We start from the raw sequence: 24,567 nt of genomic DNA on the forward strand, positions 1-24,567 counted from the left end.
ATTTTTCGCCGGTACACTGAGTTCACTTGCTAGTTCCGTGTTGCTACCACGTTCACTGACAAAAATCTCGCTTCACGGAAGAAGCAGAAGACTTAAGTAGTGGTATTTGTTTTTTATCCGTCATGCTCCGTTGTTTTGGATTCAAGTGCCGGAACTAGAAAGGGCAGTACCAGCAGTGCCCGCTGATAACCCGTTTCAAGATGAACACGGTCAGTAGATCATGGATTGCTTCTTTTAGCTTTAACTGGCGCTCTGCAAGCGTTTTAAGAGACTGGAACTGACTAAAGCCCGGAAGCTGGTTTTCTAAGTCAGTGAGTCGCAATACCAGGTCGGACAGGTTATCTGGTTGGAAATTACCTAGATTGAAGCCGCCGTACTGCGCGATCACTAGATCCGGGTCACCGATTGGTACAGGTGTCAGAGAATTCACCGCCCTTATGCCCGGATAGCCTCCAAGAAGTGAATCAGCCACCCGGATCATCGCCTGACCGATGTTTTCGGTATCCATGGCTCCACCAATAAACGACGTCTGCAACAACGGATTATTTGCGGCGTCGTTTTTTATGGCAACTTTGAAATTATCCCGCAGTGAGTCGACCTCTGTAAGAAGGGTGTTCCACTCCGAAATATGCACCCACAGTTTGGAATTGGGCTGGTGCTCTTTAAGAGCTGAATAAAGCGGGTCTTTGGTTTCTCCGGCGATACTCTTACTAGATGAAACCGCCTGATCTAGTTTTTTCGCCATGGATACCAAATCTTTGTAATGTCTTTCGAGGGCGTCTTTATAGACCATGGTCCTCGCTTGGGTTGTTTCCTGGCGCTCCCTGGCTTGATCCACGTACTTCTTCACCGTGCGTTCGACGAAGTTATCGTCTTTACCGATCTCTTTAATGGATTCCCCGTTATCGACTCGCCTGAGCCACTCATTTGCCTGTTCGATGCTTACTTCCGGCTTGCGTCCGCGGGCCATATTTTGTACCTCCTTCAGGATTATATAATTCTATTAGCTAAGATATATACGTTCATATATACGTTAATTAATGTCTTAATACCCCTATTATACGATTGCAATTGTGCTACCATCACCTCGTTGTGACACATTCTAGACCTTCAGATTCCGAACTGTCAAAAAACGAGCCGTCGGTTGAAGCGCGAACCGCGGCTCTCAAAATCCTAGCGCGACTGATCGTCGCCCGCCGCCTGAAAACCGCATCTTCCAATCAATCGGAGGATAAATCTCATGAATAAGGTCTACCTCGACTATCAGGAGATTGAGCGCATGATCGAAGCTGCCGAAAACCTCCGCGACCGGCTTCTCTTACTACTCCTCGCCCATCTCGGGTGCCGTATCAGCGAAGCCTTGTCGATAAGCGTCGATGATGTTGATTTGGCGAATGGCACGGTTACCATCAAGCATCTTAAAAGCCGTCTAAAGTTGAAATGCCCAAATTGCCAGGCGGGTCTCGGGTTAACTTCGGTTTACTGCCCGAAATGCGGTGAAAAAGTCGAATCGGCCCTTAAGGAGTTGAAGGATTTCCGAAGACAGCGGATTCTACCGGTAGATAAAGCTTTGCTAGTACACCTCCGGGACTATATCACCCGGGGTGGCCCGGTTATTCGAAACGGTAAACGCCTGCTGTTTGGCGTGAATCGCCACCGCGCCTGGCAGATCATTAAGACGTTGGGTGAAAAAGCCGGCTTGCCGCGGATAATAAACACTGAGACCGGTAAGGTTCACAATATTTCGCCTCATAAACTCCGTGATGCTTTCGCCGTGCACGCGGTGAAACACGACGACACGGGAGACGGGCTCAGGATGCTGCAGGAGCATCTTGGCCATCAGTCCTTTAATACCACGGCCAAATACCGCAAGGTGGCCGGCGAAGAGCATCGGAAGTGGTACGACGATCTCTGGAAGAGCGATGGTAATTCAGCTAAGACCTAAGAAGGGTGGTTTCCTCCGGCCTTTCGGCTGCGGCTGGTTTATCAGGGAATACCTAATGGGCAATGCGCCTTTCGGATCTCCTGTCATTAATCCTACAATCGGAGCTCCCCAGGCCGATATCTTTCACTTTTACAAGATGGCTCTTATCGGGGAGTGGGCGATGGACCGGGCGGTGAGGTTAGCCGAGAAGCTGGCGAGGAAACAGGGCAAGCCCTTTTCGCCTGATCAGGCGGATGAATTATTCAAAAAGAACATATCGACCATCCCCTACAAGACCACAGCCTGCCGCTACCACTCTTTTGTCGTTTATTTTTCGATGTTGAGAAGGTTGCGATGGGTGGAGCCTTCAGGCTATAAAGAACCTTCGGCCTTCCAGGATAATTTCGTCAAAGGTCCGCCGCGGATATACTACCGGCTGACGCGGGTAGGGCTCGGAGCCGGAGACAGCGCCTGGGCAAATCCCCAGAGAGCGGAACGGGGCTGAGCCATTCGTCGCCTGAAAGCGAACAGCATTCGGCATTATTGGGATGGCAGGTGCAATCTAAGTAAGCGCCGCCGAACACCCCAAGCAGCCGAACATCAGGCCACTAAAGCCCGAAAGAGCCGTCAACAGCCGTTAAAAGGTATTTCGGTATTCCCAACGTTTGATTGCACAATTCAACTGGCCAATATCGGATTGTTATTGCGGCAATTGGCGGTGAAACGCACCAAGAGGCCAATTCAGGCGCCATCCGGTGAGGAAAGAGCCCGAATTGTGTGATTAAGCTTTCCCCAAAGCTAAACTGATTATCCTGTCCGCCATCGTGGATACGGGCTTGTCGTAAATATAGGTTCATTTTGTAGCTGAACATAAGCAAAGATTGTTGGATGATGGGTGCTGGATTTACCACCGGCACCTTAACAACTTAACAGCCATAAAACACTCACCTGAGCGCTTGCCCCTACTGAAAGGGGGTAAGCGCCTTGAGAACTACTCTAGGTTGCCACGACGATCAAAACAATCTGCCGCTGTCCTATAACCGGCTTACCGGTGACTGGCTTCTCTATTATGCCGTCGCCAAACGCTTTGAGTGGCGCGTACCGCCACAGGACAGGCCGGATGTAAGGCATTCCATGATGATGGAGTTGGCAGACGCTCAAAACCGCAAGGGTGGCTTGCCACTGCCAGAAGCGGCGATGTACCGCATTGCTTCTTTCGAGGTTGCCGACTACTGGCGGAAAAAGAAGCGCCAGCCCGACCTCATATCCCTTGATGATGAGACCGCCGACAATGACACCGGCCTGTCATCAGTTTTGCCCGATGATTCAGCCCTCGACCTCGATGCCTGGGTGGACGCCCGGACTTTCCTCTTAAGCTGTCCCAAGCGCCTGATCCAGATTGCCTTCAAACGTGTAAACGGCGTCACCTTGGACGGTGCAGAACGTAAATATCTCTGCCATTTCCGTAAACGTGAACAGAAACTAGTATTTTGCGGGTAACGTTTTGACCCTCTCTAGCGGTTATATAAGTGGGAGCATTAACTAGGCCAGCGAACGGCGGCTAGTAAGTGTCTCACTATTATGCGAAGCCGGTGGAATTGCCCAATCGCCGGATAGCTAAAGGGGGGTATCAACTATCGAACAATTGAATATCGAGGGCAAGCGTTCAGGTGAGGGTTTTATCGCACAGCGCGAAAGTGTTATCAGCGCCCTGAATAGAGCCTTGGCCGATAAGGTGAGCATCTCGGGTTTCACCCTTGGCCGCAAAGGCTTCTTATCCTACCTTAGAGCACTTGGCGGGAGTAACGTCATTAAGGTTGTCCCGTCAAACGGTGATGCCAGCGTATCGCGGGTCACCGGTAAATGCCTTAAGGTAGTCTGCGGCGCAAACCAAGCCTACCTTACCAACAACGAATGGACCGGCGACAAGACAAGCTCCGGCTACTGCGAGCTTAAGGTAAGTCCCCGCTACTCCGTTATCCCTAACCTCGGAGCACTCGAAATATCCGAGGCTTTGGAACAGGTGCTTACTTTCACTTCAAGCCAAAGCTCGCGGCCAGTCCTTCAAGGCGTCTGCTTTAAGGCGGCAAACGGCAAGCTCGACTTGGTATCCGCCGACGGCTACCGCCTCGCCATTGTCACACTCGACTATCAAGGCGAAGGGACGGCGGTCATCCATCGGGACGAGCTAAAGGGCGTTGCCCAAGCTCTTCGCCGTGCCAGGCGGGTACGCCTCGCCTTTGAAACGGACGAAGCCACCAAGCGGACATACCTGGTGCTCGAAACGGAGCTTATCCGTTACCGGTGGTCTGGTATGAGCGGCGACTATCCTGACTATCACCCACTCATCCCGACGGGTTTCAAAACGGCGGTAAGCCTTGAAAGCACGGAAACGCTACGGGCGATTGCCTCGCTTAAAGTGCTGACCGATGTCAAAGGCTGTCCGGTTGACCTCGCCATCGGTGACGGCAAGGTCGTCATATCGGCAACTGACGATAAGGGCGTGACCGAGCTTTCCGCCGAGACTGCCGGCGAACCGGTACGGCTTAGGCTTGACGGCGGCTTTTTTACCGACGCCCTGAAAGCCTGCGGCGGCATAGTGGAACTAAACATCACCGAGCCAAGCCTGCCGACGCTATTCAAGGCTGACGGCTTTCAACTGGTGGTTATGCCGATGGCGATTGGCAAGCCGCAACCGAAGCCGGAAATCAAGGCCGAGGCTAAGGCACCGGAACCGGTGAAAGGCGAACCGCCGAAAGAAACGGCGGCAACCGAGCCGGTCAAGGTCGAAGCACCGAGGGTGGCAGAAGCCAAGCCCGACACGGATAAGGTCGAAGCGGTAGCCGAAGCCGAGGCTATCACCGAGAAGCCTAAGATGCCGAGGATAACCAAAAAGATAGCTAGAGAAGCTGTCGCGGTCTAACCCATAAACTGAACGCTTGAACTCACAAAACAACCGCCAACGGCGGGGTAGAAATACCCCGCCGTTTGCTTTTAAGGGGGTAAATTACGATGGAGCAGAAATCATGCCGGGAAAGGATTCACTTAGAGCTTAAGGATCGGTTAGGGGATATACGGACACTCTGGCGGCTGTATCAGAAAAACCCCGAGGCATCGCATCGGGAGTTGGGCAGGTTCGATGAATACGGTCTATGCTTCGACTATGTCGCCAAGAACACATTCCGAGACCAGAAGCGGAGCTATTTCCGCTGGCAGTTGTCCTGGGGCGGCCCGGCCGATGAGTTTCGTTTCTACTTGGATGAAAACGTCGATGCCGTTTTGATCGAGTACTGGTTTCTCGATTGGAATGACGGTGCGAGTAAAAAACTGTCCGGCGATGCTTACAAGCTGCTGGATGAAATCTTCCAGCATTTCAAAGACCTCGGTATTGTGGAGTTGGAACGCTCTAAGTCCTTAAGCAGTTAGTCTATCAATAACGGCGGGACATAACTGTCCCGCCGTTTGTCACATAAGGGGATTGCTCGAAATCGGGCAGTCCCCTTTTTGTTTACTCAGTATCGTGAAAATATACCTCGTGCGATACACGGGGGAAAAACACGAGATAATTGCACGGGACAACACAACGACTTCTGCGCGAAGGCAACACGACTTTAACCGATTTCCAGTGCACGGGAGCAACACGGTATTGCACCAAACGTTGAATGGGTTTTGGCATCCAATGGAATTTGATGTAATGCTGAAAGAACCTCGATTTTTTGGCTTGAATGTTATAATTAGATCATGGTTAAAGCGTTGCTCCTCAAACGTGAAAAGGCTCTAATCGACGACTGGATCTCCAGATTCATGGACTTCTCTGACATTATCGCCCTGGCTTCGGGTTCGGATGTGGCGCCAAGCGAACAGGATGAGATTAGATATTACCGGTTTCGCGAGTGGTTTATGCGTCGTGAATCCGCGTTTCTGCCGCTTTGGTGGAAATACATCGAAGACCAGAACGCCGAATCTGGCGGCAGGACCGGCAATGACTTTGAGCCAGACGCTAAGGAATCAGCCGCTTTTGTCAATAATCCCTTCGGCAACTACTACCACCCTAAAAGCTTAGTGCAGACTTTCGTCCATCTTGGATTGCAGAAGGCCAACACAAATTGGGAGTCATGCGACGATCAAGCCGGGGACATGAGGACAGTACTCATCGGGGTTATCGGTGTTGCTGTCGAGTTTCATCAATGGGCTTTTGGAACGACGCGATCCGTGGATTAGACCGTCGTTCGTTTTGGAGCCGGCTGATAACGGAAAAATCGATCGCGATCGATCACACATTTGCAGAGACCGTTTGATCAAAGCTATTTGACAGGGAGACGGGTGAGAGTCGAACTATATCTGAAACACGAGACATCTTGGACTGGTTAAGAACCGGACAAACCGAGAGCGTACAGCTCTCGGTTTGTTATTAATGCTTCGCCCTCCTCGGAGAGTCGGACGAGAGCGGAAACGTGACATGCTGGAGTGGATCTCGGTGAGAATGGGTGATTATATACACTCCCAGGCATCACGGGGCTGTGGCCGATAGATATTCATAAATCAATAAAATGCTGATTGACTATCTCTTCTGGAAGCTGTTTCTTAAAAGCATCATCGTCAAGGGTCAATTTGGCGTTTAATGATTCTCCAAATTTGGATTCCATTATTAAGAATTGTTGAAGCTCATCAAATGTGAAATCATCAAAAATCGTCTTTGCAACAGTTATTCGTGTGTGGATATTCACTTTATTTTGTATCTCATGTAATGCTTCATAATATATTTTTCGATCATCAGGTTGTTTAATTCGTCTAACAAGACCATTATTAGTCATACGCTGCAACATCTGAATTACTGTTGGCCGTGCCCTGTTGATCTGCCTAGAAATTTCATCGATGGAACGAATCCCGTAGATACTAAGGTACTCTAAAATAAATTGCTGCTGTGGGGTTACCCTGGCATTAACCACCCGCGCAAATCTTCCAAGTAATTTTTTCAATGTGTGGTAGTTCTGCGCATGGATTGTAACTAACTCGTAGATTAGGGTTTCCGATCGATCAAGTTCATTCATAGTCACATCGTAGTCCAAAATGGAGCGTCTTGACAAGCTCTGAAAGTGTGCTATGATACTGTTGTATACAACTAGTGCTAACAACAATAATTAGAAGGTACTGATTATGGTCTCATAAGTCTTCCCTATACGAACTCTCTAATAATACTTTGAAAAGGAGCACAAAGTGTCAAAATTCCACAAGACCCTAAGCAGAAGAGATTTCATGAAAATTTTAGGAGCAACCAGCACGGGAGTTGGTTGTGCGGCAGCCGTAACCCCGGTTTTACATGATCTGGATGAAGCAATGTCCATTTCATCCTCAGAGATCAAATCCTTTACGTCAATGATGATACGTCCCTGGTGAGTAAAAGAAGTCGAGAAACCAACGGTCGAGATTGATTTTGACAAACGGACATCATTTACAGGCGTTGATGCCGCTAAAGGTGTATTGGGTGGAGTTTATATTTCCAAAGAAGAACTCCAGGCTGTACAACAAAATATCGCTGAGAATCAGAAAAAAGGAATCGCTAATAATATTCCCGGCTGGACTCTTAGAGATCAGATCGGTGCCATAACAGCCCTGGATTGGGGGCACATGAGAGACGGGGTGATTGCGCCTCAGGAAGGCTATCGCTCCATTCCGACCTATAAACAGTTGGGTGCCTCTAAATGGCAGGGTACCCCCGAGGAAAACAACCTCATGATGCGGACTATTCTGAGAAGGTATGGATTTTCCTTTATAGGGTACACAAATCTGGATGACAAAAGTATTGGCAATCGCAGAAATCTAATATACAAGAACGTAAATGATTTTGATTCTATTGATGATTTTGAAGTAAGGGGAAAGGTAAAAGTCATACCTAATAAATGTAACAATGCTATCGTTGTATACAGCACGATAGGTAATGCAGCAGGGACAAAAAGAGGTCGAGCTACACCCGAACTATTTGTCTTCATGGAGGAAGAGGCAGAGAGGATAACCCGGGTTCAGCAGTTCCTATGGGGTTTGGGTTATCAATCCTATTACTTTGAAGATACCATGGGGGGTATAAGCAGGCCACCATTCGGTATAATGTCTGGTTTAGGCGAATACAACCGTACGCATGGCCCAGCCGCAACTCCGGAGGGATTTGTTGGTGGGGCTTGTGCGATCATATTAACAGATCTACCCCTAGCTCCAACGAAACCAATCGATTTCGGAGTTCTCAAGTTCTGCAGTACCTGCGGCGTTTGTGCCAATGCATGTCCATCAGGCGCCATCCCAACCAAAGAAGAGATGAAAGAACCGACATGGGAAAGATCGACAGGACCGTGGAGCTCATCTAACGATCACAAGGGCTACCCCAATGAATCAGTAAAATGCGCCACTTGGTACATGGCAAATACTGTTTCTGGATTCAATCACCGCCCAATTGGAGCCTGTTACCGCTGCGCTGCGGCTTGTGTATTCAATAAGAGCAATGAGGCTTGGATTCATGAAATTGTTAAAGCTACAGTTTCGACAACTCCACTCTTGAATAGTTTCTTTGCTAACATGGACACACAAGCTGGCTATGGCGAAATGCCTTCAGATGAAGAACGTTCCACTCTTTGGACCGGGAATATGGCTGAATGGGGCATTCACCAGTATGGGAAAAACGAATGGTAAACTTCACTAATTAGGATTGGAGGAACGATTCATGAAGATAAACCTAGATATTAAATGGTACCAGTGGATTTTTGGGATGTTATCCTCGGCACTTGCTGTTTTGTTTGTTCACGATGGATTTGCGACCTTCACTGAACAAGAACCACAAGCAATAGGAGTAATTGCCCTATTGGTAGGTGGAGCCCTTCTGACAACTCTCTGTCTAACTTTCGGATTAAGATGGAGCATCAGAAAAATTGGCCGTAATACAAATCAAAAATAACTGTTTAAAGATAATCGACAATCAGGTGAGAGAGCTAGTCTCGGCCATTGAACTCGGACCGAAGTGGCTAGAAGAAGTGCTGTCTATTATCAGCATGAAAGACGATGTTGAGCGGATCCATAAGGAACGGGACGAGGTTAAAGCGAGACTACTTCGCCTCGGAAGGGCGTACGTCGATAACGTCATGCCGGAGGAGGAATACAAGCAGCAGAAGAGACTGCTTGATCTTAGCCTTGAATCATTGGTAGTGCCTGACTACAACGCTGCTGAAGTTGACCCTCCCCCCGTAATTAGTATCGCCGAGATGTAGAGTCCTCCGCTAAAATAAAACGTTCAAGGAGGGCTCAATTGATCAGGAAAAAGTTCACCGAAGAGCAGATCATCACCGTGCTAAAGGAAGCCGAAGCCGGGGCAAAGATCAGCGAGCTGTGCCGCAAGCACGGAGTCAGCGACGCCACTTACTACAAGTGGAAAGCCAAATATGCGGGTCTTTCCATTAGCGAGCTTAAACGGCTCAAAACTCTGGAAGATGAAAACCGCCGTCTGAAGCAGATTGTGGCCGACCAGGCGCTTGATAATTGGGCGCTTAAAGAGCTTCTCGCAAAAAACTTCTAGAGCCCAAGGTCAGGCGGGAGGCGGTGGAGTTTGCCAGGGGAAATCTTGGGCTCAGTGAAAGAAGAGCTTGTCTGCTTGTCGGTATTTCGCCATCCGCCTACCGCTACAAGCCGAAACTAGACGATGATCTGGCCTTGCGCCAGCGGTTACGGGATCTGGCCGGGGAGCGGAAGCGCTTTGGCAGCCCGCGGCTCCACATTATGCTTAAACGGGAAGGACTGGTGATCAATCACAAGCGGACCGAGCGAATCTACAAAGAAGAGGGATTGGCGTTAAGAAGAAAACGCAAACGCAAAGGAACTGCCGTTAATCGAATCATATTGCCGGTGCCCGATAGGCCTAACCAAAGATGGAGCATGGACTTCGTTTCTGATTCCACCGTCACCGGGAGACGCTTCAGGACACTGACCATCGTCGATGACTTCACCCGGGAATGCCCAGCGATCGAAGTGGATACATCTCTCGGTGGCGCCAGGGTGGTGAGTGTCCTGGAAAGGTTGGCTGAGACTCGAGGCTTGCCCGAAGTCATCACTATCGACAATGGACCTGAGTTCGCCGGCCGGGCGCTTGATGAATGGGCTTATCGGCGGGGTGTAAAACTCAATTTCATACGGCCAGGCAAACCTATAGAAAATGCCTTCGCCGAGAGCTTTAACGGTAGATTCAGGGACGAATGCCTGAATGAAAACTGGTTCATGAGCTTGAAACAAGCCCGGGAAATCATCGAGGATTGGAGGATCGACTATAACGAAGTCAGGCCACACACTTCATTGAAAGGTCAAACACCTCAGGAGTATGCTGAGGCAAATTCTGGACTCTACTCCGGAATGCTACTAAAGGTGGGGTAAGGTCAGCTTGACTAACGTTTAGTGGAAAACGCTCACTTCCATACGGTGCAACTCCAAGAATTCTTTTATTCAGCGATTGAGCAAAATTGATTTCAAATTGGATCCAATCACTATGAGTAGCGTACATTCCACCCAAGATTATCGCCACTTCAACAGGCCTGATTTGTTGCCTAAGTTCTTCGGCGAGCTCATTTGGTTTGCAATGAAGAGGGTCACATTCAGGTACACTGTAGTTCGAATATATGAAATTAGGCGCATTAGCCAATAGATTGCAAAACCGGTTGTATTCTTCTGAATATCTCCACGCGTGACTCACAAACAACCTATATCTATGTAGCTCGGGCATGGATGCCTCCTAAATGAACTTGTTTAATTGTAATCTCTTCGAGCTTGCCATTGGGTATGCTCACGTGAAAAAGCATTCTCGGCATCGCCTACGAACTTGCAAAGCGTGACCTCATTAACAACGCTAGGCACGTCTGATTTAATAATTCCAATCTCATTGGCCGTTAGTCCATAGGAACTCGAGAGCTCTTGATAGCGTTTAGTTTGCATCCAACTTAATGATGAAGCTGCCATCGTGGTTAAAACACTCGTTGGAATTGAATTCCATTGTGGCTCACTGATCCTTACAAGAGCGCTGAGCACGGCCAAAAATTGCATCCCTATTATTGCGTAAAACCATTGGTCCGTTTTTGTTGCGTTATATCTTGCTTTTTTTATGTACCAACTGCTTTGATCTTTTACGCGTTTTTCAAGGTAAATGCTCAACCGCTCTTGGTATGTTCCGTTTCTTATTTCAATCATCTTTTGAGTTATTTGTTCGTTGTCATCGACGGTACAGCATCCGCTTCGGTTTTGTGAAAGTATTTTATTTAAATCTTTTAAGAAATTGGTGCGTGCAATTGGGTCGGATTGATTAAAAGGTTTTGCCTTCATTACATAACGCCAAGTAATGGTTTTTACAGATTCTGCTATAGCTCGGGTTAAATACCAAGTAATATCATACCTCTTCCGCGCGAGGATAAGGGAAATAAACACAACTAAAGATAGAATACATGCAGAAACTATGGCAAAGACTTCCGAAGATCCGGAAAATAATGAAGTAAGGGAACCGAGGATCAAAAACGCTAATGAAAAACGCATTAACCTGAGATAGTTGTTTTGGGCTTGGACCGACAACCCATCTGAGGATCGATATAAAGCAGGAAAATCTTCGGTATTGATATAAGTACTCTCCAGACGTAAGTATATCGTGGAGGTTCAAGGGACGCAAACATATTTTCAGGAGTTGAAATAAGATAATACAGAAAGAATGATTTACCTGAATCAGGCGGGCTCCAAACTGTTAAATCTAATTGCGAACCTATCTTCAACAATTTGTTAGAAAGTATTTACGGCACTTGGCGGAGGCACCCATTATCTATGTTAGGTAGTGCGGGACTTCTTTGTTTTTAAGCAACTTCAACGGTAACCTGTGTTACAACACGAACCTGATTTCGTGAGTTCTATTGCTTTAATTTACCTGTGCCAAATTGGGGTAAACCCTGGGTCAATATTTGGCCTCTTTGTTAGAAACGGAGGAGTCTGATCAAGGGGGTTTCCTGTAGGATAGTCAATAGTTGGCTCACCCTTGGTATTAATAAGTAAGAGCACTAAAACGAAAACCCAAGAGATGGATATGATACCGATTGCTAATCGGATTATTTTCATATAACCTCTTCGAAGACTAATTTGATTTCGCTGTCGGTTAAATTATCTATTGGAAGTGGTTCAACTCGGTATGGATTTAACATATTCCTTCTCCAAGTATCTATGGATAAGGAATTCCTTTTGATCGACAAAACTCGTCAAATGATGCATAGGTTGTCCCTTCTGCGAAATCGATGAGGAATACGTGGCTTTGGTCAGAAGACTTGATAAGCACTTGTGCGAGTTTCTCATGTACAATTGCGGTCCAAGTTTTTGTTTTCATGTCAAAAACCGTGGTTGTTTTGGCATAAGCAATTGAAAGGCCGGATATAGTGGCGCCCTGTTCTAACAGCACCCTAATTGGATCCGAGTTTTTGGCAACTTCAATAAGTCTTACTTTTTCATCTTCGTTCAACGCAACGGGACAACCTTGCTCAAAGAATGAACTATAATGGGGTGATGTAAATAGCGGAAAAAAAGTGTGACTTAACCTAGGCGTTCCTGGATTGATAGCTACGATGTTCCCCTTATTATCAATCAATACTTTGTAGGTTCGGCCGGTTGAAGTGGTTATTGTCGCCTCGGTTTCGTAGTCAAAAACCCCCGTAATAAGCACTTCTGTGATCGTATCCCCTTGGAGTGCGGCTTTAACATCCGCGCTTGCCATTACAGCGGCGACGGCCTTTTTCCCATCGAAATCCGCAGAGGAAAACGGCAAAAGCACACTGACTACAATTACTGTTACACACAATAAAAGCCCCACGCCAAGAACGCCAGTTAGCTTTGTATTATGCGCCCATCGGCCAACAAAATTCCCCACCCTCGTTCGTTCCTTATGGTGTTGTTCCATTAGCGCGGTCCTAAGGTGAGTTCGAAATTTACTAGACTCCACTTCAAGATATTTTCTTTTCGCTAGCACCCGGATTAGTTCTTCCGTAGTCATATATACCCCCGTTCCCTACATCGACTTCTCGTTGAGTTCCTTAAGGCAACTTATCCCCCGAAATATCAACGATTTCACAGTGTTTTCCGATTTACCAGTTATTGCCGCTATTTGGCTGATTTCCATATCTTCAAAATATCGAAGGGCTATGATTTCTTGATATTTAGCTGGAAGTTTAAGAAAACTGCTCTGAAGGTCCAGGCTCTCCTCCACATCTCGCTCGTGTTGGAGTACGTTTTCTACAGGTGCTATCGACTCCAATCCATTGAGACTTATTTCATATGAATAGCGAGAATTGTGACGGCAATTATTTACTATCTCATGGGAAGCTATTCGATATAACCAAGCTGAAAAAGGTGTGCCATTCCAATTGAATGACTTGAGGCCTTTCAACGCCTTAAAAAATACTTCAGATGTTACGTCCTGTGCTTGATAGAGATTGGCAGTCCTCCTGAGCACGTAACCGAAGATTCTGGCGTAATGCAACTCATAGAGCTCTCCAAACGCCGAAGAGTCTGTTTTTGCTTTTTCTACTAGGTTTTTTTCATTCAATCCGGACACATCCATCTTAATAGTATAACGGACATATGCCGCAAAAAGGTGCATCTGAGAATGAAATAATGTTAGAGTCTGTCACCTTAAATGAAAAGGTTGATCCTGATCATAAAAGGCGATACTCGTTTTGTGAACAGATCACGTGCACTAACCGCCGATCCTGTCCTAAAAAGGCAACCCTTAAATGGTTGCCTTTGCCAGTGAAGGATTCTCTAGCGGTTTATTGCCAAGCACGACATCCAGAGCGCGGCCAAAGAAGCCTGGTAAGGATAATGCCGCCATATCGAAGGATGTGATCTGTGTATTTGGCGTGTTAATAGCGCGTGAGAGTGTCCGATTTATGAGTACTTTGCATCCTGAATGGAAGTGTATCTACAGAACGACAACGATCCTTTGGCTATCTGGCAATAACCAACACCTTGTTGTATTGTTCTTTCTCCCCACTTGACTATGAAGCCGTTAGAAACGATACTTGTGTCAATGGAGATTGATGTTAACAATCCAATTGTTCGACTATGTTCTGACGCTATAAAGGCTGAATCTGAGGGAAGATCAACCGATGCTCTTGGACTGTGTATGAAGGCCTGGGAAGCAAGAACAGACGCCTATGACTCATGTATCGTGTCACATTACATGGCACGCTACCAAGACAATGTTGAAGGCACATTCCTTTGGAATCAACGGGCTTTAGATTTTGGGGAAGCAGTTAAAGACGAGAGGGTATCTGGGTTCTTTCCGTCGTTATATCTTAACCTTGGCAAGTCACATGAAGACATGGGCGATCTAACAAAGGCGAGTAACTATTACAATCTCGCTTTGAATACACTTAACCTCGTTGCAGATGGACCTTACAAAGGAATACTCGCCAAGGGAATACTCACCGCAATTGAGCGTACCGAAAAGACACCGCATAGCCAATCTATTTCAGGAGGGCAAGGTTAAATACACAGGTCCGAGTTCTGTGTATTGACTGCCAGCGCCCACCATTCTGTTCCATGAGCAGAGCTTGTTTCCCCACCCCGTTTACTTATCACGGCTGATAGGCTAAAGGGCTGTATCCTATTAGGAAGAAGATTCCGCTTTGGGCGAATCCTGGCAGATAAACATATACCCTTTGCCGGGTATATTTATAAGAAACTTGGGGTTGGAAGGGTTGTCTTCAATTTTTTCCCGCAAATGTCTTATATTTACCCTTATTCTCTCGTAAGCGTTTTCCCCCCAGATTTTTTGAGCTATCGTTTCATTATAAATATAACGTCCGTTGGAACGCATCAGGTAATACAGTATCTGCCCCTCTATATTTGTCAGGCGTATGGGTTTGTCATTTTTATAGAGTTTGGTTACTGACTGGCCGAAATGGAATGGGCCGCATTCAAATTCCAAATCAACTTCGGGTGAATGCAAACGCCTGCTTATAGCTTTGATACGGGCGAGTAGCTCCATCTGGCGGAATGGTTTGACCAGGTAATCATCCGCTCCCAGGGAAAGTGCCTTCACAATGTCGCTCTCCTCATTCCGAATAGTCAGAATAATCACCGGTAACTCAGAAAAGAGCCGGATTTGCCTTAGCACTTCATAGCCGCTGATATCCGGCAAGCCGATATCAAGAATAATGGCATCAGGCTTGGCTGTTTCCACCATGGCCAGGCCGCTTTCACCGGAACTGGCTTCCAGCAAACGCACATCCGGCCAGCCGAGTTTAAAAGACAGCTTCACAATTTCGGTTGTTTGGGCATCATCCTCAATTATTAGTATCTTCATGCTCTTCTCAACTTCCGCCATTTTGTTTTATGGGTAAAATAATATCACAGGTGGTACCGTGGCCTTCCTTGCTGTGTATAGTAATCTGCCCCTGGTGGAGGTCTACAAATGTTTTAGATAGAGCCAGCCCCAAACCAAGCCCCCCGGAACTTTCCCTGGAAATTAGCCGGTCGTCATATGAGGTCAGCAAGCGCCGCTGTTTTACTTTTGAAATTCCCCGGCCGTTATCTTTTATACAAATAACCAGACAGCGGCCTTTTTGGAATACGCTCATTTTGATAAAGCCGCCCTGGGAAGTAAATTTCAGGGCGTTTCCCAAGATATTCATCACAATTTGTTTAAACCTGACCGGGTCAACCTCAATTAACGGCAGGTTCGGTTGGAAACCGGCTTCAAGAGTTTGATTTTTAGCCTGTGCCTGGGGGCGTATGAATTCTATAATATCCCCCAATAACCTGGTGCAGTCAATGCTTTCAGTATTCAGTGAAAGTATGCCCAGCTCCCCCCTGACCAGGTCAAACAGGTCGTTCATCCTGTTGTTAAGCTCTTCAGCCCCTTTATTTATCTGGCTGGCCAATTCATGCGAAATATCGGGCGGCAGCATTTTTATCAGCATATCACTGGCGGCTATTATGGGAGTAAGGGGAGTTTTTAATTCATGTACCAGAATGCGGGTGAATTCTGCCCGTTTCTGAGATTCGTTTTCCAGCCGGGTATTGAGCAACTTTTCCCGCTCGTACATATTTTTCAGTTTTATTTCATATTCTTTGCGTAAAGATATATCACGGATAACAGATAATATTACCGGTTTGCCATTTAACTCAAAGCGCAGTCCGCTTACTTCGTTTTGCATAATCTTGCCGGACTTTGACTGATGCAGGAGTTCATAAGTCGCTCCATCTTCCTTGTTGACAGTGGCTTTGGTTCCGGCCAGAAACTTGGCTTTGCTCTCCTTGGAGTTGGGCTGGAAAAAATCAGCATATTTACCGAACATTTCCTGCCGGGTGTACTCAAACCGCTGGCAGGCCATGTCGTTTACTTCAATTATCTTAAAGCCTTCTTTATGGGCATCCCATTCCCAGAGGATTATGGCATCACGGGCTTTATTAAATATGGTGCGGAATTTTTTCTCGCTCTCGTATAGAGCTTTTTCGGTAAGGGTTTGCCTTTCAATCAGGGTCTGTATAAGTTTATTAAAGGTAACCGCCTCATCTGTTTTTTGTCTGGCAATCTCTTTGAGATGGGGCTGGGGTGTTACGGTATTAACTTGAGTAATCTGCTCACTGTCTGCCTTGTTTAAAAAGGCACAGTCATAGTCTGTATCGGAATATCTTAAATATGAATCATTTATGTTTACCGGGATTTTATGGCCTGATTTTGACAATAAAATGGCTGACCTGATATTAGCGCCTGACTTTTTCAGCCTGTTCCAGTAACTTTCCCACTGGGGGCGGCTGAAATCCGAAGAAATCTGGCAGATATCCAACTGGGCCAGTTCTTTGGCACTGTAACCGGTCATTTTGGTGAAGGCTTTATTTGAATACACCACTTCCCCCCGGTTGTTTAACCAGTAAACGGCCACCGGAGCGCTATCCAGTGCTAACTTGCCTACAGAATTGAACATCAATAGTTAATTATCCTTAATAACATATGTATCAAATCTCTGTACCAAATTATAGCTGTAAAAATCTAAAAATACACTACCAATTTCCTTTTGCCCTGCCCAGCCATTCGTGGCGGTGTTAATAATTTTAACACCAATTAACAGATAAATAATGAATATCAGCATTATTATTTTTAGTGGTGTTACTATCTGTTTTAGAGGAGGTGATGGCTTAAGAGAGACTTCCGGAAGAGACCGGGTGACTTTGGGAAAGACCAAAACGAAAAGGAAGGAAATTAATGAGTAAATTTCACAGTGCAGTAACTCGTCGTGATTTTATGAAAGGGCTTGGTTTAGCCGGAGCGGGTATTGGTACTGCGGCTGCCGTGTCCCCCTTGTATCGTGATCTAGATGAAATGATCGGTTCGAAAACCGCCCAGTGGAAACGTCCCTGGTGGGTAAAGGAACTCGAACTGGAAGAGCCTACCACTGAAATAGACTGGGATATGGTTGAGAGATTTGATGCCCGCTACTCAGCCCACTCACCAGCTGAAGTATGCCGCTTTGTAGGATTGGATGAGTATAACAGGGTGAGAGCCTTATCTAACGCCAAGCAGGATATGCTTGATAATAAGCCCGGTTCAACCCTGCGGGATAATGCTTTAAATATCGGAGCCGGTACCGGTCAGTATATGAGCGGTTATAAAACTGATTACGTTTTCCCGGCCGCCGGGACTTGCTGCGGTTCTTTCTCCGTATATTGGACCGGACAGAAAGGTGTTGCTACCCCGGAAAGCATGGGTGTACCTAAGTGGTCCGGTACGCCTGAAGAAAATACCCAGATGGTACGGGCTGCCATGCGCTTCTTCGGTGCTACCGACGTATCCGTAGGTGAACTGAACGAACGGACCAAGAAATTTGTTTCCACCTATCCCCAGGGCGGTGACGTCAAATATCTGGATAACTGGCCGCCTCCGGATACCTACATCAAGAAGATTGTCTTTGAAGATGTTGACCAGGGTTATTCCACTGATACCAAATATGTCATTCCCAATAAACCCCTCTACTGCATAACCTATACTGTACCCATGTCAAAAGACCTCTTCAGGACTGGCCCCGGTTCCCAGCTGCGCTCAGCGGCCAATATCAGCCGCTACCGCCTGCGGGCAGCCATTGATACCTGTACCAAAGGTTTCCTGACTGCTTTGGGTTATCAGGGTCTGGAAGAGCCGTATCCTTGCTTCCCGTCACAGGCCGGTGCTGTACTGGACGGCCTGGCTAAAATGGGACGCAACTCAAACGTCTGCATCAGCCCCGAATACGGCAGTGTTCACGGCTATTTTGATATCATAACCGACTTGCCTATGGCACCCACTCACCCCATAGATGCCGGTATATTCCGTTTCTGCCATACCTGCCACAAATGCGCTGATGAATGCCCTGCCAAATGTATTGACCAGGGTTCAGAACCGACCTGGGATTTCCCGGCCAGCATGTACAAACCCGAAATGCCGGTAGATTACCATGCCCCCGGCAAGCGTTTGTTCTGGAATGACCCCATCGCCTGCCAGATGTATTCAAACTCGGTGGCTGGTGCTTGCGGTGTCTGTATGGCTACCTGTACCTTCAATACCAACGGCGCTTCCATGATACATGATGTAGTCAAGGCTACTTTGGCCAAGACATCTCTGCTCAACGGCTTCCTCTGGAATGCTGATAAAGCTTTCGGCTACGGTTTGGTTGAGGGTGACGAGAAAGAGAAGTTCTGGGAGATTGGTCTGCCTGCTTACGGCTTTGATACTACAGTCGGCTCAACGGTGGGCGGTTACTAAAATTTAATTTTTCAGGAAAATTGTATGAAAAGGTTAATGGTGCTGATAACAGGTCTGTTGATAGTAGGCTGCTTATCTTTATTGGCTTCCTGTGCAAGTAACGTTGAGGCAGAGGATACGCAGGGAGATATTCCTATGGAGCATGGATATCCGGCTAAAGACCCGAATGTTCCTTACCTGCCTGTTCAAGACCCATTGCCGACTGATTCATGTGGTTGCGGGTGAATAAATGTTGAGACCAATCTCTGATGGTTGGTAGGAGGAAAATCAAAATATGTGGTTTATAATTGGCTTGATAGTTGGGGCTTTGATACTGGGAGTAGTCTGGATGTTAAAACGCAATAACGCCAGCCTTTCTTGGTATGAATGGGTAATCGGTTTAGCTGGCCTGGCATTGCTCCTTTTTACAATCCAGAATTTCATTGGCAGCTTTGCCGAGCTGGAATCCAAGGCCGCTTCTATGTTCCTGCTGGTTACCGGTTTGCCTTCGCTGATACTGCTGGCTTTGGCCTGGCAGCTGGCGGCTAGAAGAACCAAAAAAGCTTAACACTGGGGTTATCTATGTATCTGGAAGGGGAGGGGGTTAACCCCCTCCCCTTTGGTATTACCGGCCGTAAGCCGGCCTGTCTGTTTTGTCGGCGGTTTAGGGTACTTAGAGAACCGGCTAAGAAGCGGGTTTAAAGCTTGTATCCGGGGGTGGCTAAAACAGGCGGGGGTTTATTCGGCCAGGGACAGCCGGTATCCTATGCCGGCCTCGTTTTTGATTATGCACCCGGCCTTCAGGTTTTTTTCTATCTTCAGGCGCAACCGGGATATGTAAACCCGTATGCTTTCATCTGAACCGGGGTAGGCGTGCCCCCAGAGGGCATCAGATATATCCCGGTAGTCCACTATCTGCCCGTTCCTCTGCAGCAGCAGGCTCATAATCATGGTTTCTACTCTGGTCAGGAATACCCGGTCATTCCGGAACGAAAGTTCATGCTTGGCACAGTCAATGGTAATATCCCCGGATTTTATTATGGCCGTATTTTGGCTGATATTTTTAGATAAGGCTTTTTTAACTCTGGCCAGAAATTCAAGATGGCGGAATGGTTTAGTAATATATTCGTCTGCTCCTTGTTCCAGAGCTTTTAAAACATTTTCCTCGTCTTCACAGGCGGTGACCACAATAATAGGGGCACCGGTAATCGGGTGTATTTCGTCCAGAACCTTCAGGCCGTTCATATCCGGCAGCCCCAGGTCCAGCAGAACCAAGTCAGCCTTGTCGGAGTTTACGCTTTCTACCGCCTCATAACCGGTACGGCAAACAGTAATTTTGGCGTCATGGTAAGATAGTCTTAAGATAGAGCTTATGGTTGAGGCAGCCGCGTCATTATCTTCAACTATTAGAATGTTCATTTACTATCCTGAGGTCAGAAAGTTCGTTTTCGGATATGGTTTTAAGAGGTATGGTGAAAGCAAATTCGCTGCCTTTAGGTTCTGCCGGGTTATAAGTAATCTGGCCGCCATGGGCTTCAACATAGAGTTTGGCAATAGGCAGCCCTAGTCCCAGACCGCTGAGGTTATTCCCGCCGCTGAGTTTGCCGTATTCGGTAAAAAGGTCGGGAATCATGCAGGCGGATACGCCCGCACCGCTGTCAGTTACCCTGAAACGTAAAAATCCTTTTTCTACCCCGGCGGCAACTGATACGCTGTCCTCTGCCTTGGTATACTTTAAGGCGTTGTCTATCAGGTTGGTCAGTATCTGCAGCAGGCGTTCCTTGTCACAATATATATAAGCCTTAGGTGTTTCATCACAAAAGGTAAGGTGTTTATGCTGTTTTTGAAAGATGGGCGTATAACGCATTTGCAGTTCGTCCAGGATATCCTCAACGGAATACTGGGCCATTTTCAGTTTCAGCATGCCTATTTTGCCGCGTTCAAGTTCAATCAAATCGTGAATGCGGTTGTTTAAAGTCTCTGCCCCTTCGCGGATACTGCTGGCCAGATTATACAGTTCGGTGCCTTTTTCAGATACATTTACCAGAGCGTCGCTGGCGGCCAGCAGCGGGGTCAGGGGGGTTCTGATTTCATGCACCAGTGCCTTAAGGTGGGCTTGCCGTTTCTTGGTTTCGTCCTGTAAAGCCTGTCTGAGCAGGCATTCTTTGGTATAGCTTTCGGCTATAGATTTTTCGGAGGTCTTTACCTTGGTAATATCTTCCATCCGCCCGCAGATGCTGGATATAGAGCAGCTATCATCATAAGATACCCAGAGTATCTCTTTTATCCAGGTGGATTGGCCGTCCTGAATAATCTCGTACTCAGTGGTCAAAGAAGAGCGGTTGGCAAAGCGTTTGCATTTGTCCAGATACAGTCCCCGTTGTTTCAGCAGGCAGTCAAAGTCTATTACCTTAAAACTGCTGTCAGTCTGATGTCCCAGGATAAATTCCAGCAGCTTTTCGCATATCTGGTTGGGGGTGGTGGGGGCGACATACGGGCTGAATACCAGATTGTCATGTTTATCCAGAATGTACAGGTATTCATCTGAATTGTGGAAAGAGAACGGGAAAATCAGCCGGCGGGTTGCGTCTTCTTCATAACTGGCAAGCTGTATCTTGGCATAAGCCTGGTCAAGTTTATCTTCTAAAAAGTGGGGCTGGGGGTTAAGTACCTCCACCGAGTAGTCAAGAGCGGTAACACTTTTAAGTTTGTTTACATAACTAGCGGCTTTTTCTTCTTCGCCATTTTCCAGAATAAAGGTTATGGGGGCAGGGTAGAGACCCGTTTCAACCGGTTGCATAACCTCCAGGGTGGGCATATTCTGCCAGCAGGTCATAGTGGTAGGATTGCGGAAGATATGCCCCTGTTCTATCCGTTCCTGGTAGATAGCTGTGCCTATGGCTGCTTCGTAACAATTGTCCAGCTCTACTACGGATAACCTGCCGGCATAATGGTCTTTAAGCTGGCTGATAGATTCGTTGCACATACCATAGTTTAAAATGCAGTAGCCGTTTTCCAGAATTGCCCTTTCAATATAATAAGAGAGCATCTCTATTTTTACACTGTAAAAGCAGAAATTGGTTATGGGGTAAATACGTACGTCCAGATTCCTGTGCTGAGCCCAGTTTTTCACGAAGTTACTCATGCTCACGCAGGTGACTATTCCAACCTTGTTATTTTCAGTCTTCATTTGGTAAATCCTCGCTAAGTTTGCAGATAAGCTCCCGGAGTGATTCCGGGAAATAACAAAAAGAGAGCCTGTCTTTGTTCTGGTGCTGGTAGATAAAGGGTACGCCCCCCGCTATGACACCCAGCCCGGCGTCTTTGAAACAAGATTGCAGTTTCGCCAGTTTATCAATATGGTGAAACAGGGTCAGGCTGACAACAGCCTTTGGATAAATCTGCCCGGCCATCTGCCGGATGTTGTGTTCGTCAAGCTCCAGTACCAGCGGCCTGAATCCGTTCAGTTTAAGATAGGCTTTCAGCAGGGTAATACCCGGCGGGATATAGGATACAGGGCTGAATATGGCTACAGGAGCGCAATCACGGTCTATTATCTGAGCTTCTTCGGCTTTATTTTGGATTATGCCGATAAGATTCCTGGCCTCGTTATGCTGAATCAAGCCCTGTTTGTAGTCGTCAAACATCTGTTCAGCCAGATCAATCAGCTTCGCAGTTTCCGAAGGGAGAACAGCGCGAATGGCTTTTTCAAGTTCAGCGGATTGGGTTCTGGTAATCATACTGCTTTCTGACAGTAAATTCTGATATGCCATATTTCCATTTTATATCTATTAATCTGGTAATACAATGCACCCCCGCACGTTTAGGTAGGGTGTAACAGAACTGATACAGGGTATTACTGATTAGTATCCACTAGTTATTGAGTGTTAGATACGTGATGTAATACCATGCATTTAACACCACTTTAGGACAAGGGCGACGCGCGCAATCTGCCTGGGGCCTATTTTGCAATTAAATCTTACATAGAAAGGTAAACAAAAGGGTCAGGACATGGATGGAAAAATAAACCGCCGTGATTTTGTAAAAGGTGCGGGTATTGCATCTGCTGCCACCGTTGCCACTATCATGGCAACAGCTTCAACTGTATCCGCTGAGGAACTGGTTAATCCGAGTATCAAAGCTATGGATGAAATGGGAAGTGCCTCCCTTACCCGGGACCTGCCGGAAAGTTTTTACAAAAGAATTGAAAACAAGGACGGCTATATAGGTACTACCAGAGTTATTGCCCCTACTCAAAGACTTGATGCCCGTGAACATGGTTTTTCCCAGATAGTCCGGCGCGGCTCAACCGGTGACTGGTCAGGTGAACCCGGAGACTGGGGACCGGTGCTGTTTGCGGCTGTTCAGGAAAAAAAGAAACACGCAGCTGAAATTACCCCTTTGGAAGCGGCTGATTATACCTGGAGTAATGCTTTCCAGATTGCTATGGACAGGTGGCATATTACCCTTGAGCCGGGTCGGTATCAGCAGGCACCTATAGCCGCCACTAAGGTTGAGCTTTCTCCCGAAGAAATGACAGCCCGCATAAAGAAAATCTGCCGCTGGTTTGGCTGTGAGCAGGTGGGTATCTGCGAAGTAACTGAAGATATGAAACCTTTCTTCTACAGCGTTGGCAGAACCAAGGGTACTTATACCACCGGACATGCGAATTATGTAGATGAGGGCCGTGAAATACCCTGGCCGTATCCCTACAAATACTGCATTGTCATGGCTGACAAATGTGATACCGATACTCTAAGTGCCATGACCGGACCTCTGGTTGAGGCCAGTGCCAAAATAGCCTGTTCCCAATCGGACTTTGCTCCCCATTATCTGGAATCCATAATCCGCTCACTGGGACATGATGCTAAGGCCAATATCTTTAGCGATACTGATATTATGGATACCCCCTTTGCAGTCAAAGCCGGTCTGGGTGAACTGGGCAGGAGCGGCCTGGTGATTTCACCCTGGGGCGCCCAGATGAGAATCATGGAAGTCTTTACCAACTTGCCGCTGGTTCCGGATAAGCCCATAGATTTTGGCCTTCAGGAATTCTGCAAGGTCTGCAAGAAGTGTGCTGATAATTGTCCTGCCAGTGCTATTTCCATGGATGACGAACCCAGCGAAGTGGATACGGTAGTCAAGTCTATCCGCTGGTTCCAGGATGGCAAAAAATGTTTGTCCCAAAGGTTGGCTTATGGCTGTTCCAAGTGCCAGAGCGTCTGCCCCTGGTCTAAACCTGATACCCTGATTCACGAAATAGGGCGTATGGTAGGCCAGAACCCGGCCTTTGCCCCGTTCCTGGTTAAGCTGGATGACTTCTTCTATAACCGCTATCCTGAAGGGCATGCAACCGGTGAATGGGCTCCCTGGAGATAGACACGGGGTCTCTCTGAATATCAAGGTACTTTAAAAAGGAGTTGGAGATATGACAGCAATTATCTTTTTGTTCGGCTTGCTTGTCGGTATATTCGGCAGTTGGCTGTGGCATGCCGCCAAGGAACATAATATAAAACTTATCTGGGTAGATTACCTGATGATGGCTTTGTTTGTTTTGCTGGTTGGCAGCGGTATCGTCTTTGTTAATACATTTAACGAAGAATCGGTGGCCAGTGCCGCCCGCAGTTCCGGTCTGATATTCGGTTTGCTGGCTTTGCTGGTGCTGGGTATAACCTGGCAGCTTATCTGGCGGCGTAACCGCAAATCAGGCATTTAAACCACTTAGTTAGTACTACGGAAAGGCAGGGGGCTGTATGGCCTTCTGCCTTTCTTTTTGTATTTGGCAGGTAAAGGCTAATCCTATTTGAATGTTAGTTGGGGTAAATTTGACATAAAAACCAGATTGTTATATCCTTAGTTAACTGCATAAGCA

Annotated in this window: 25 protein-coding genes and 1 pseudogene; 15 read left to right on the forward strand and 11 right to left on the reverse strand. The window is 47.1% G+C overall.

Annotated elements, in window-relative coordinates:
* Positions 1–154: 154 nt before the first annotated feature.
* Entirely contained in the window at positions 155–970 is an 816-nt protein-coding gene (locus DET_RS00915; protein ID WP_010935960.1) for a hypothetical protein, read from the reverse strand.
* 270 nt (positions 971–1,240) lie between these two features.
* Here DET_RS00915 and DET_RS00920 point away from each other — a divergent pair, with 270 nt between their 5' ends.
* From DET_RS00920 to DET_RS00950, 6 genes are all read left to right on the forward strand, one after another.
* Positions 1,241–1,945, forward strand: a complete 705-nt coding sequence (locus tag DET_RS00920; RefSeq protein WP_010935961.1) for a tyrosine-type recombinase/integrase — start codon at positions 1,241–1,243, stop codon at positions 1,943–1,945.
* Between the two features lie 55 nt (positions 1,946–2,000).
* The gene (locus DET_RS00930) at positions 2,001–2,429 is read left to right on the forward strand and encodes a hypothetical protein (RefSeq protein WP_148184953.1); all 429 of its coding nucleotides are present in this window, start codon (positions 2,001–2,003) and stop codon (positions 2,427–2,429) included.
* 479 nt (positions 2,430–2,908) lie between these two features.
* Complete coding sequence (locus DET_RS00935) at positions 2,909–3,424, forward strand: hypothetical protein (RefSeq protein WP_010935963.1); 516 nt, start codon at positions 2,909–2,911, stop codon at positions 3,422–3,424.
* A gap of 145 nt (positions 3,425–3,569) precedes the next feature.
* Positions 3,570–4,847, forward strand: a complete 1,278-nt coding sequence (locus DET_RS00940) for a DNA polymerase III subunit beta (RefSeq protein WP_010935964.1) — start codon at positions 3,570–3,572, stop codon at positions 4,845–4,847.
* An 89-nt stretch (positions 4,848–4,936) separates the two neighbouring features.
* Positions 4,937–5,350 carry a hypothetical protein gene (locus DET_RS00945; protein WP_041223300.1) on the forward strand — a complete coding sequence of 138 codons (414 nt, stop codon included), beginning with the start codon at positions 4,937–4,939 and terminating at the stop codon, positions 5,348–5,350.
* Positions 5,351–5,665: 315 nt separating this feature from the next.
* Positions 5,666–6,145, forward strand: a complete 480-nt coding sequence (locus DET_RS00950; protein WP_010935965.1) for a hypothetical protein — start codon at positions 5,666–5,668, stop codon at positions 6,143–6,145.
* 314 nt (positions 6,146–6,459) lie between these two features.
* Here the strand turns inward: DET_RS00950 and DET_RS00955 are convergent, their stop codons facing one another.
* Positions 6,460–6,975: a MarR family winged helix-turn-helix transcriptional regulator gene (locus tag DET_RS00955; protein ID WP_148184955.1), complete on the reverse strand. Its 516-nt coding sequence runs from the start codon at positions 6,973–6,975 to the stop codon at positions 6,460–6,462.
* A 358-nt stretch (positions 6,976–7,333) separates the two neighbouring features.
* On the opposite strand from DET_RS00955, the pseudogene DET_RS00960 reads away from it, so the two are divergent.
* The 4 genes and pseudogenes from DET_RS00960 to DET_RS00980 all read left to right on the forward strand — a co-directional run.
* Positions 7,334–8,605, forward strand: a pseudogene (locus tag DET_RS00960) (reductive dehalogenase); the annotation flags it as partial.
* A 31-nt stretch (positions 8,606–8,636) separates the two neighbouring features.
* Positions 8,637–8,867 carry a hypothetical protein gene (locus DET_RS00965; protein ID WP_010935966.1) on the forward strand — a complete coding sequence of 77 codons (231 nt, stop codon included), beginning with the start codon at positions 8,637–8,639 and terminating at the stop codon, positions 8,865–8,867.
* Positions 8,842–9,177, forward strand: coding sequence for a hypothetical protein (locus DET_RS00970; RefSeq protein ID WP_010935967.1), 336 nt, complete (start codon positions 8,842–8,844; stop codon positions 9,175–9,177). The genes DET_RS00965 and DET_RS00970 overlap by 26 nt, the downstream gene beginning before the upstream one ends.
* 38 nt (positions 9,178–9,215) lie before the next feature.
* A protein-coding gene (locus tag DET_RS00980) for an IS3-like element ISDet2 family transposase (protein WP_095205663.1) occupies positions 9,216–10,330 on the forward strand; the annotation gives its coding sequence in 2 pieces (ribosomal slippage) (positions 9,216–9,468 and positions 9,468–10,330; 1,116 coding nt in all).
* On the opposite strand, the gene DET_RS08905 is transcribed toward DET_RS00980, so the two are convergent.
* From DET_RS08905 to DET_RS01000, 4 genes are all read right to left on the reverse strand, one after another.
* Complete coding sequence (locus DET_RS08905; protein WP_080505015.1) at positions 10,236–10,676, reverse strand: TIR domain-containing protein; 441 nt, start codon at positions 10,674–10,676, stop codon at positions 10,236–10,238. The two genes, DET_RS00980 and DET_RS08905, sit on opposite strands and share 95 nt — an antisense overlap.
* A gap of 23 nt (positions 10,677–10,699) precedes the next feature.
* Positions 10,700–11,584: a DUF4231 domain-containing protein gene (locus tag DET_RS00985; protein WP_148184957.1), complete on the reverse strand. Its 885-nt coding sequence runs from the start codon at positions 11,582–11,584 to the stop codon at positions 10,700–10,702.
* Positions 11,585–12,143: 559 nt separating this feature from the next.
* Entirely contained in the window at positions 12,144–12,965 is an 822-nt protein-coding gene (locus DET_RS00995) for a hypothetical protein (RefSeq protein WP_010935971.1), read from the reverse strand.
* 15 nt (positions 12,966–12,980) lie between these two features.
* Complete coding sequence (locus tag DET_RS01000; RefSeq protein ID WP_167518159.1) at positions 12,981–13,517, reverse strand: RNA polymerase sigma factor; 537 nt, start codon at positions 13,515–13,517, stop codon at positions 12,981–12,983.
* Positions 13,518–14,000: 483 nt separating this feature from the next.
* On the opposite strand from DET_RS01000, the gene DET_RS01005 reads away from it, so the two are divergent.
* Entirely contained in the window at positions 14,001–14,462 is a 462-nt protein-coding gene (locus DET_RS01005) for a hypothetical protein (RefSeq protein WP_052275206.1), read from the forward strand.
* 120 nt (positions 14,463–14,582) lie between these two features.
* Here DET_RS01005 and DET_RS01010 read toward each other — a convergent pair whose 3' ends face one another.
* Both DET_RS01010 and DET_RS01015 read right to left on the reverse strand, forming a co-directional pair.
* On the reverse strand, positions 14,583–15,281 hold the full coding sequence (locus DET_RS01010; protein ID WP_010935973.1) for a response regulator transcription factor: 699 nt from the start codon (positions 15,279–15,281) through the stop codon (positions 14,583–14,585).
* A 7-nt stretch (positions 15,282–15,288) separates the two neighbouring features.
* On the reverse strand, positions 15,289–16,905 hold the full coding sequence (locus tag DET_RS01015) for a sensor histidine kinase (RefSeq protein WP_041223307.1): 1,617 nt from the start codon (positions 16,903–16,905) through the stop codon (positions 15,289–15,291).
* Between the two features lie 278 nt (positions 16,906–17,183).
* Between DET_RS01015 and DET_RS01020 the strand changes: the two genes are divergently transcribed.
* Entirely contained in the window at positions 17,184–18,716 is a 1,533-nt protein-coding gene (locus tag DET_RS01020; RefSeq protein WP_010935976.1) for a reductive dehalogenase, read from the forward strand.
* A 274-nt stretch (positions 18,717–18,990) separates the two neighbouring features.
* A complete protein-coding gene (locus DET_RS01025; protein ID WP_010935978.1) occupies positions 18,991–19,263 on the forward strand; it encodes a hypothetical protein in 273 nt (90 codons plus the stop codon).
* Positions 19,264–19,433: 170 nt separating this feature from the next.
* Here the strand turns inward: DET_RS01025 and DET_RS01030 are convergent, their stop codons facing one another.
* From DET_RS01030 to DET_RS01040, 3 genes are read right to left on the reverse strand one after another with little or no spacing between them, the layout of a single operon-like run.
* Positions 19,434–20,114 carry a response regulator transcription factor gene (locus DET_RS01030; protein WP_010935980.1) on the reverse strand — a complete coding sequence of 227 codons (681 nt, stop codon included), beginning with the start codon at positions 20,112–20,114 and terminating at the stop codon, positions 19,434–19,436.
* Positions 20,095–21,885, reverse strand: a complete 1,791-nt coding sequence (locus DET_RS01035) for a sensor histidine kinase (RefSeq protein ID WP_010935981.1) — start codon at positions 21,883–21,885, stop codon at positions 20,095–20,097. Before DET_RS01035 ends, DET_RS01030 begins: the two co-directional genes overlap by 20 nt.
* Positions 21,875–22,435 carry a hypothetical protein gene (locus DET_RS01040; RefSeq protein WP_234943826.1) on the reverse strand — a complete coding sequence of 187 codons (561 nt, stop codon included), beginning with the start codon at positions 22,433–22,435 and terminating at the stop codon, positions 21,875–21,877. Before DET_RS01040 ends, DET_RS01035 begins: the two co-directional genes overlap by 11 nt.
* A gap of 271 nt (positions 22,436–22,706) precedes the next feature.
* On the opposite strand from DET_RS01040, the gene DET_RS01045 reads away from it, so the two are divergent.
* Positions 22,707–24,074 carry a reductive dehalogenase gene (locus DET_RS01045; protein ID WP_010935983.1) on the forward strand — a complete coding sequence of 456 codons (1,368 nt, stop codon included), beginning with the start codon at positions 22,707–22,709 and terminating at the stop codon, positions 24,072–24,074.
* A gap of 49 nt (positions 24,075–24,123) precedes the next feature.
* Positions 24,124–24,411, forward strand: coding sequence for a hypothetical protein (locus tag DET_RS01050; RefSeq protein ID WP_010935984.1), 288 nt, complete (start codon positions 24,124–24,126; stop codon positions 24,409–24,411).
* Positions 24,412–24,567: the final 156 nt, after the last annotated feature.

The sequence above is a fragment of the Dehalococcoides mccartyi 195 genome, assembly GCF_000011905.1.
GTDB lineage: Bacteria > Chloroflexota > Dehalococcoidia > Dehalococcoidales > Dehalococcoidaceae > Dehalococcoides > Dehalococcoides mccartyi.

Bases quoted from the DNA above. Each gene is read 5' to 3' on its own strand.
- DET_RS00915 (WP_010935960.1), bottom strand. From the start codon at position 970: ATGGCCCGCGGACGCAAGCCGGAAGTAAGCATCGAACAGGCAAATGAG.
- DET_RS00920 (WP_010935961.1), top strand. From the start codon at position 1,241: ATGAATAAGGTCTACCTCGACTATCAGGAGATTGAGCGCATGATCGAA.
- DET_RS00930 (WP_148184953.1), top strand. From the start codon at position 2,001: ATGGGCAATGCGCCTTTCGGATCTCCTGTCATTAATCCTACAATCGGA.
- DET_RS00945 (WP_041223300.1), top strand. From the start codon at position 4,937: ATGGAGCAGAAATCATGCCGGGAAAGGATTCACTTAGAGCTTAAGGAT.
- DET_RS00950 (WP_010935965.1), top strand. From the start codon at position 5,666: ATGGTTAAAGCGTTGCTCCTCAAACGTGAAAAGGCTCTAATCGACGAC.
- DET_RS00955 (WP_148184955.1), bottom strand. From the start codon at position 6,975: ATGAATGAACTTGATCGATCGGAAACCCTAATCTACGAGTTAGTTACA.
- DET_RS00965 (WP_010935966.1), top strand. From the start codon at position 8,637: ATGAAGATAAACCTAGATATTAAATGGTACCAGTGGATTTTTGGGATG.
- DET_RS08905 (WP_080505015.1), bottom strand. From the start codon at position 10,676: ATGCCCGAGCTACATAGATATAGGTTGTTTGTGAGTCACGCGTGGAGA.
- DET_RS00995 (WP_010935971.1), bottom strand. From the start codon at position 12,965: ATGACTACGGAAGAACTAATCCGGGTGCTAGCGAAAAGAAAATATCTT.
- DET_RS01005 (WP_052275206.1), top strand. From the start codon at position 14,001: ATGGAGATTGATGTTAACAATCCAATTGTTCGACTATGTTCTGACGCT.
- DET_RS01010 (WP_010935973.1), bottom strand. From the start codon at position 15,281: ATGAAGATACTAATAATTGAGGATGATGCCCAAACAACCGAAATTGTG.
- DET_RS01015 (WP_041223307.1), bottom strand. From the start codon at position 16,905: ATGTTCAATTCTGTAGGCAAGTTAGCACTGGATAGCGCTCCGGTGGCC.
- DET_RS01020 (WP_010935976.1), top strand. From the start codon at position 17,184: ATGAGTAAATTTCACAGTGCAGTAACTCGTCGTGATTTTATGAAAGGG.
- DET_RS01025 (WP_010935978.1), top strand. From the start codon at position 18,991: ATGTGGTTTATAATTGGCTTGATAGTTGGGGCTTTGATACTGGGAGTA.
- DET_RS01030 (WP_010935980.1), bottom strand. From the start codon at position 20,114: ATGAACATTCTAATAGTTGAAGATAATGACGCGGCTGCCTCAACCATA.
- DET_RS01035 (WP_010935981.1), bottom strand. From the start codon at position 21,885: ATGAAGACTGAAAATAACAAGGTTGGAATAGTCACCTGCGTGAGCATG.
- DET_RS01040 (WP_234943826.1), bottom strand. From the start codon at position 22,435: ATGATTACCAGAACCCAATCCGCTGAACTTGAAAAAGCCATTCGCGCT.
- DET_RS01045 (WP_010935983.1), top strand. From the start codon at position 22,707: ATGGATGGAAAAATAAACCGCCGTGATTTTGTAAAAGGTGCGGGTATT.
- DET_RS01050 (WP_010935984.1), top strand. From the start codon at position 24,124: ATGACAGCAATTATCTTTTTGTTCGGCTTGCTTGTCGGTATATTCGGC.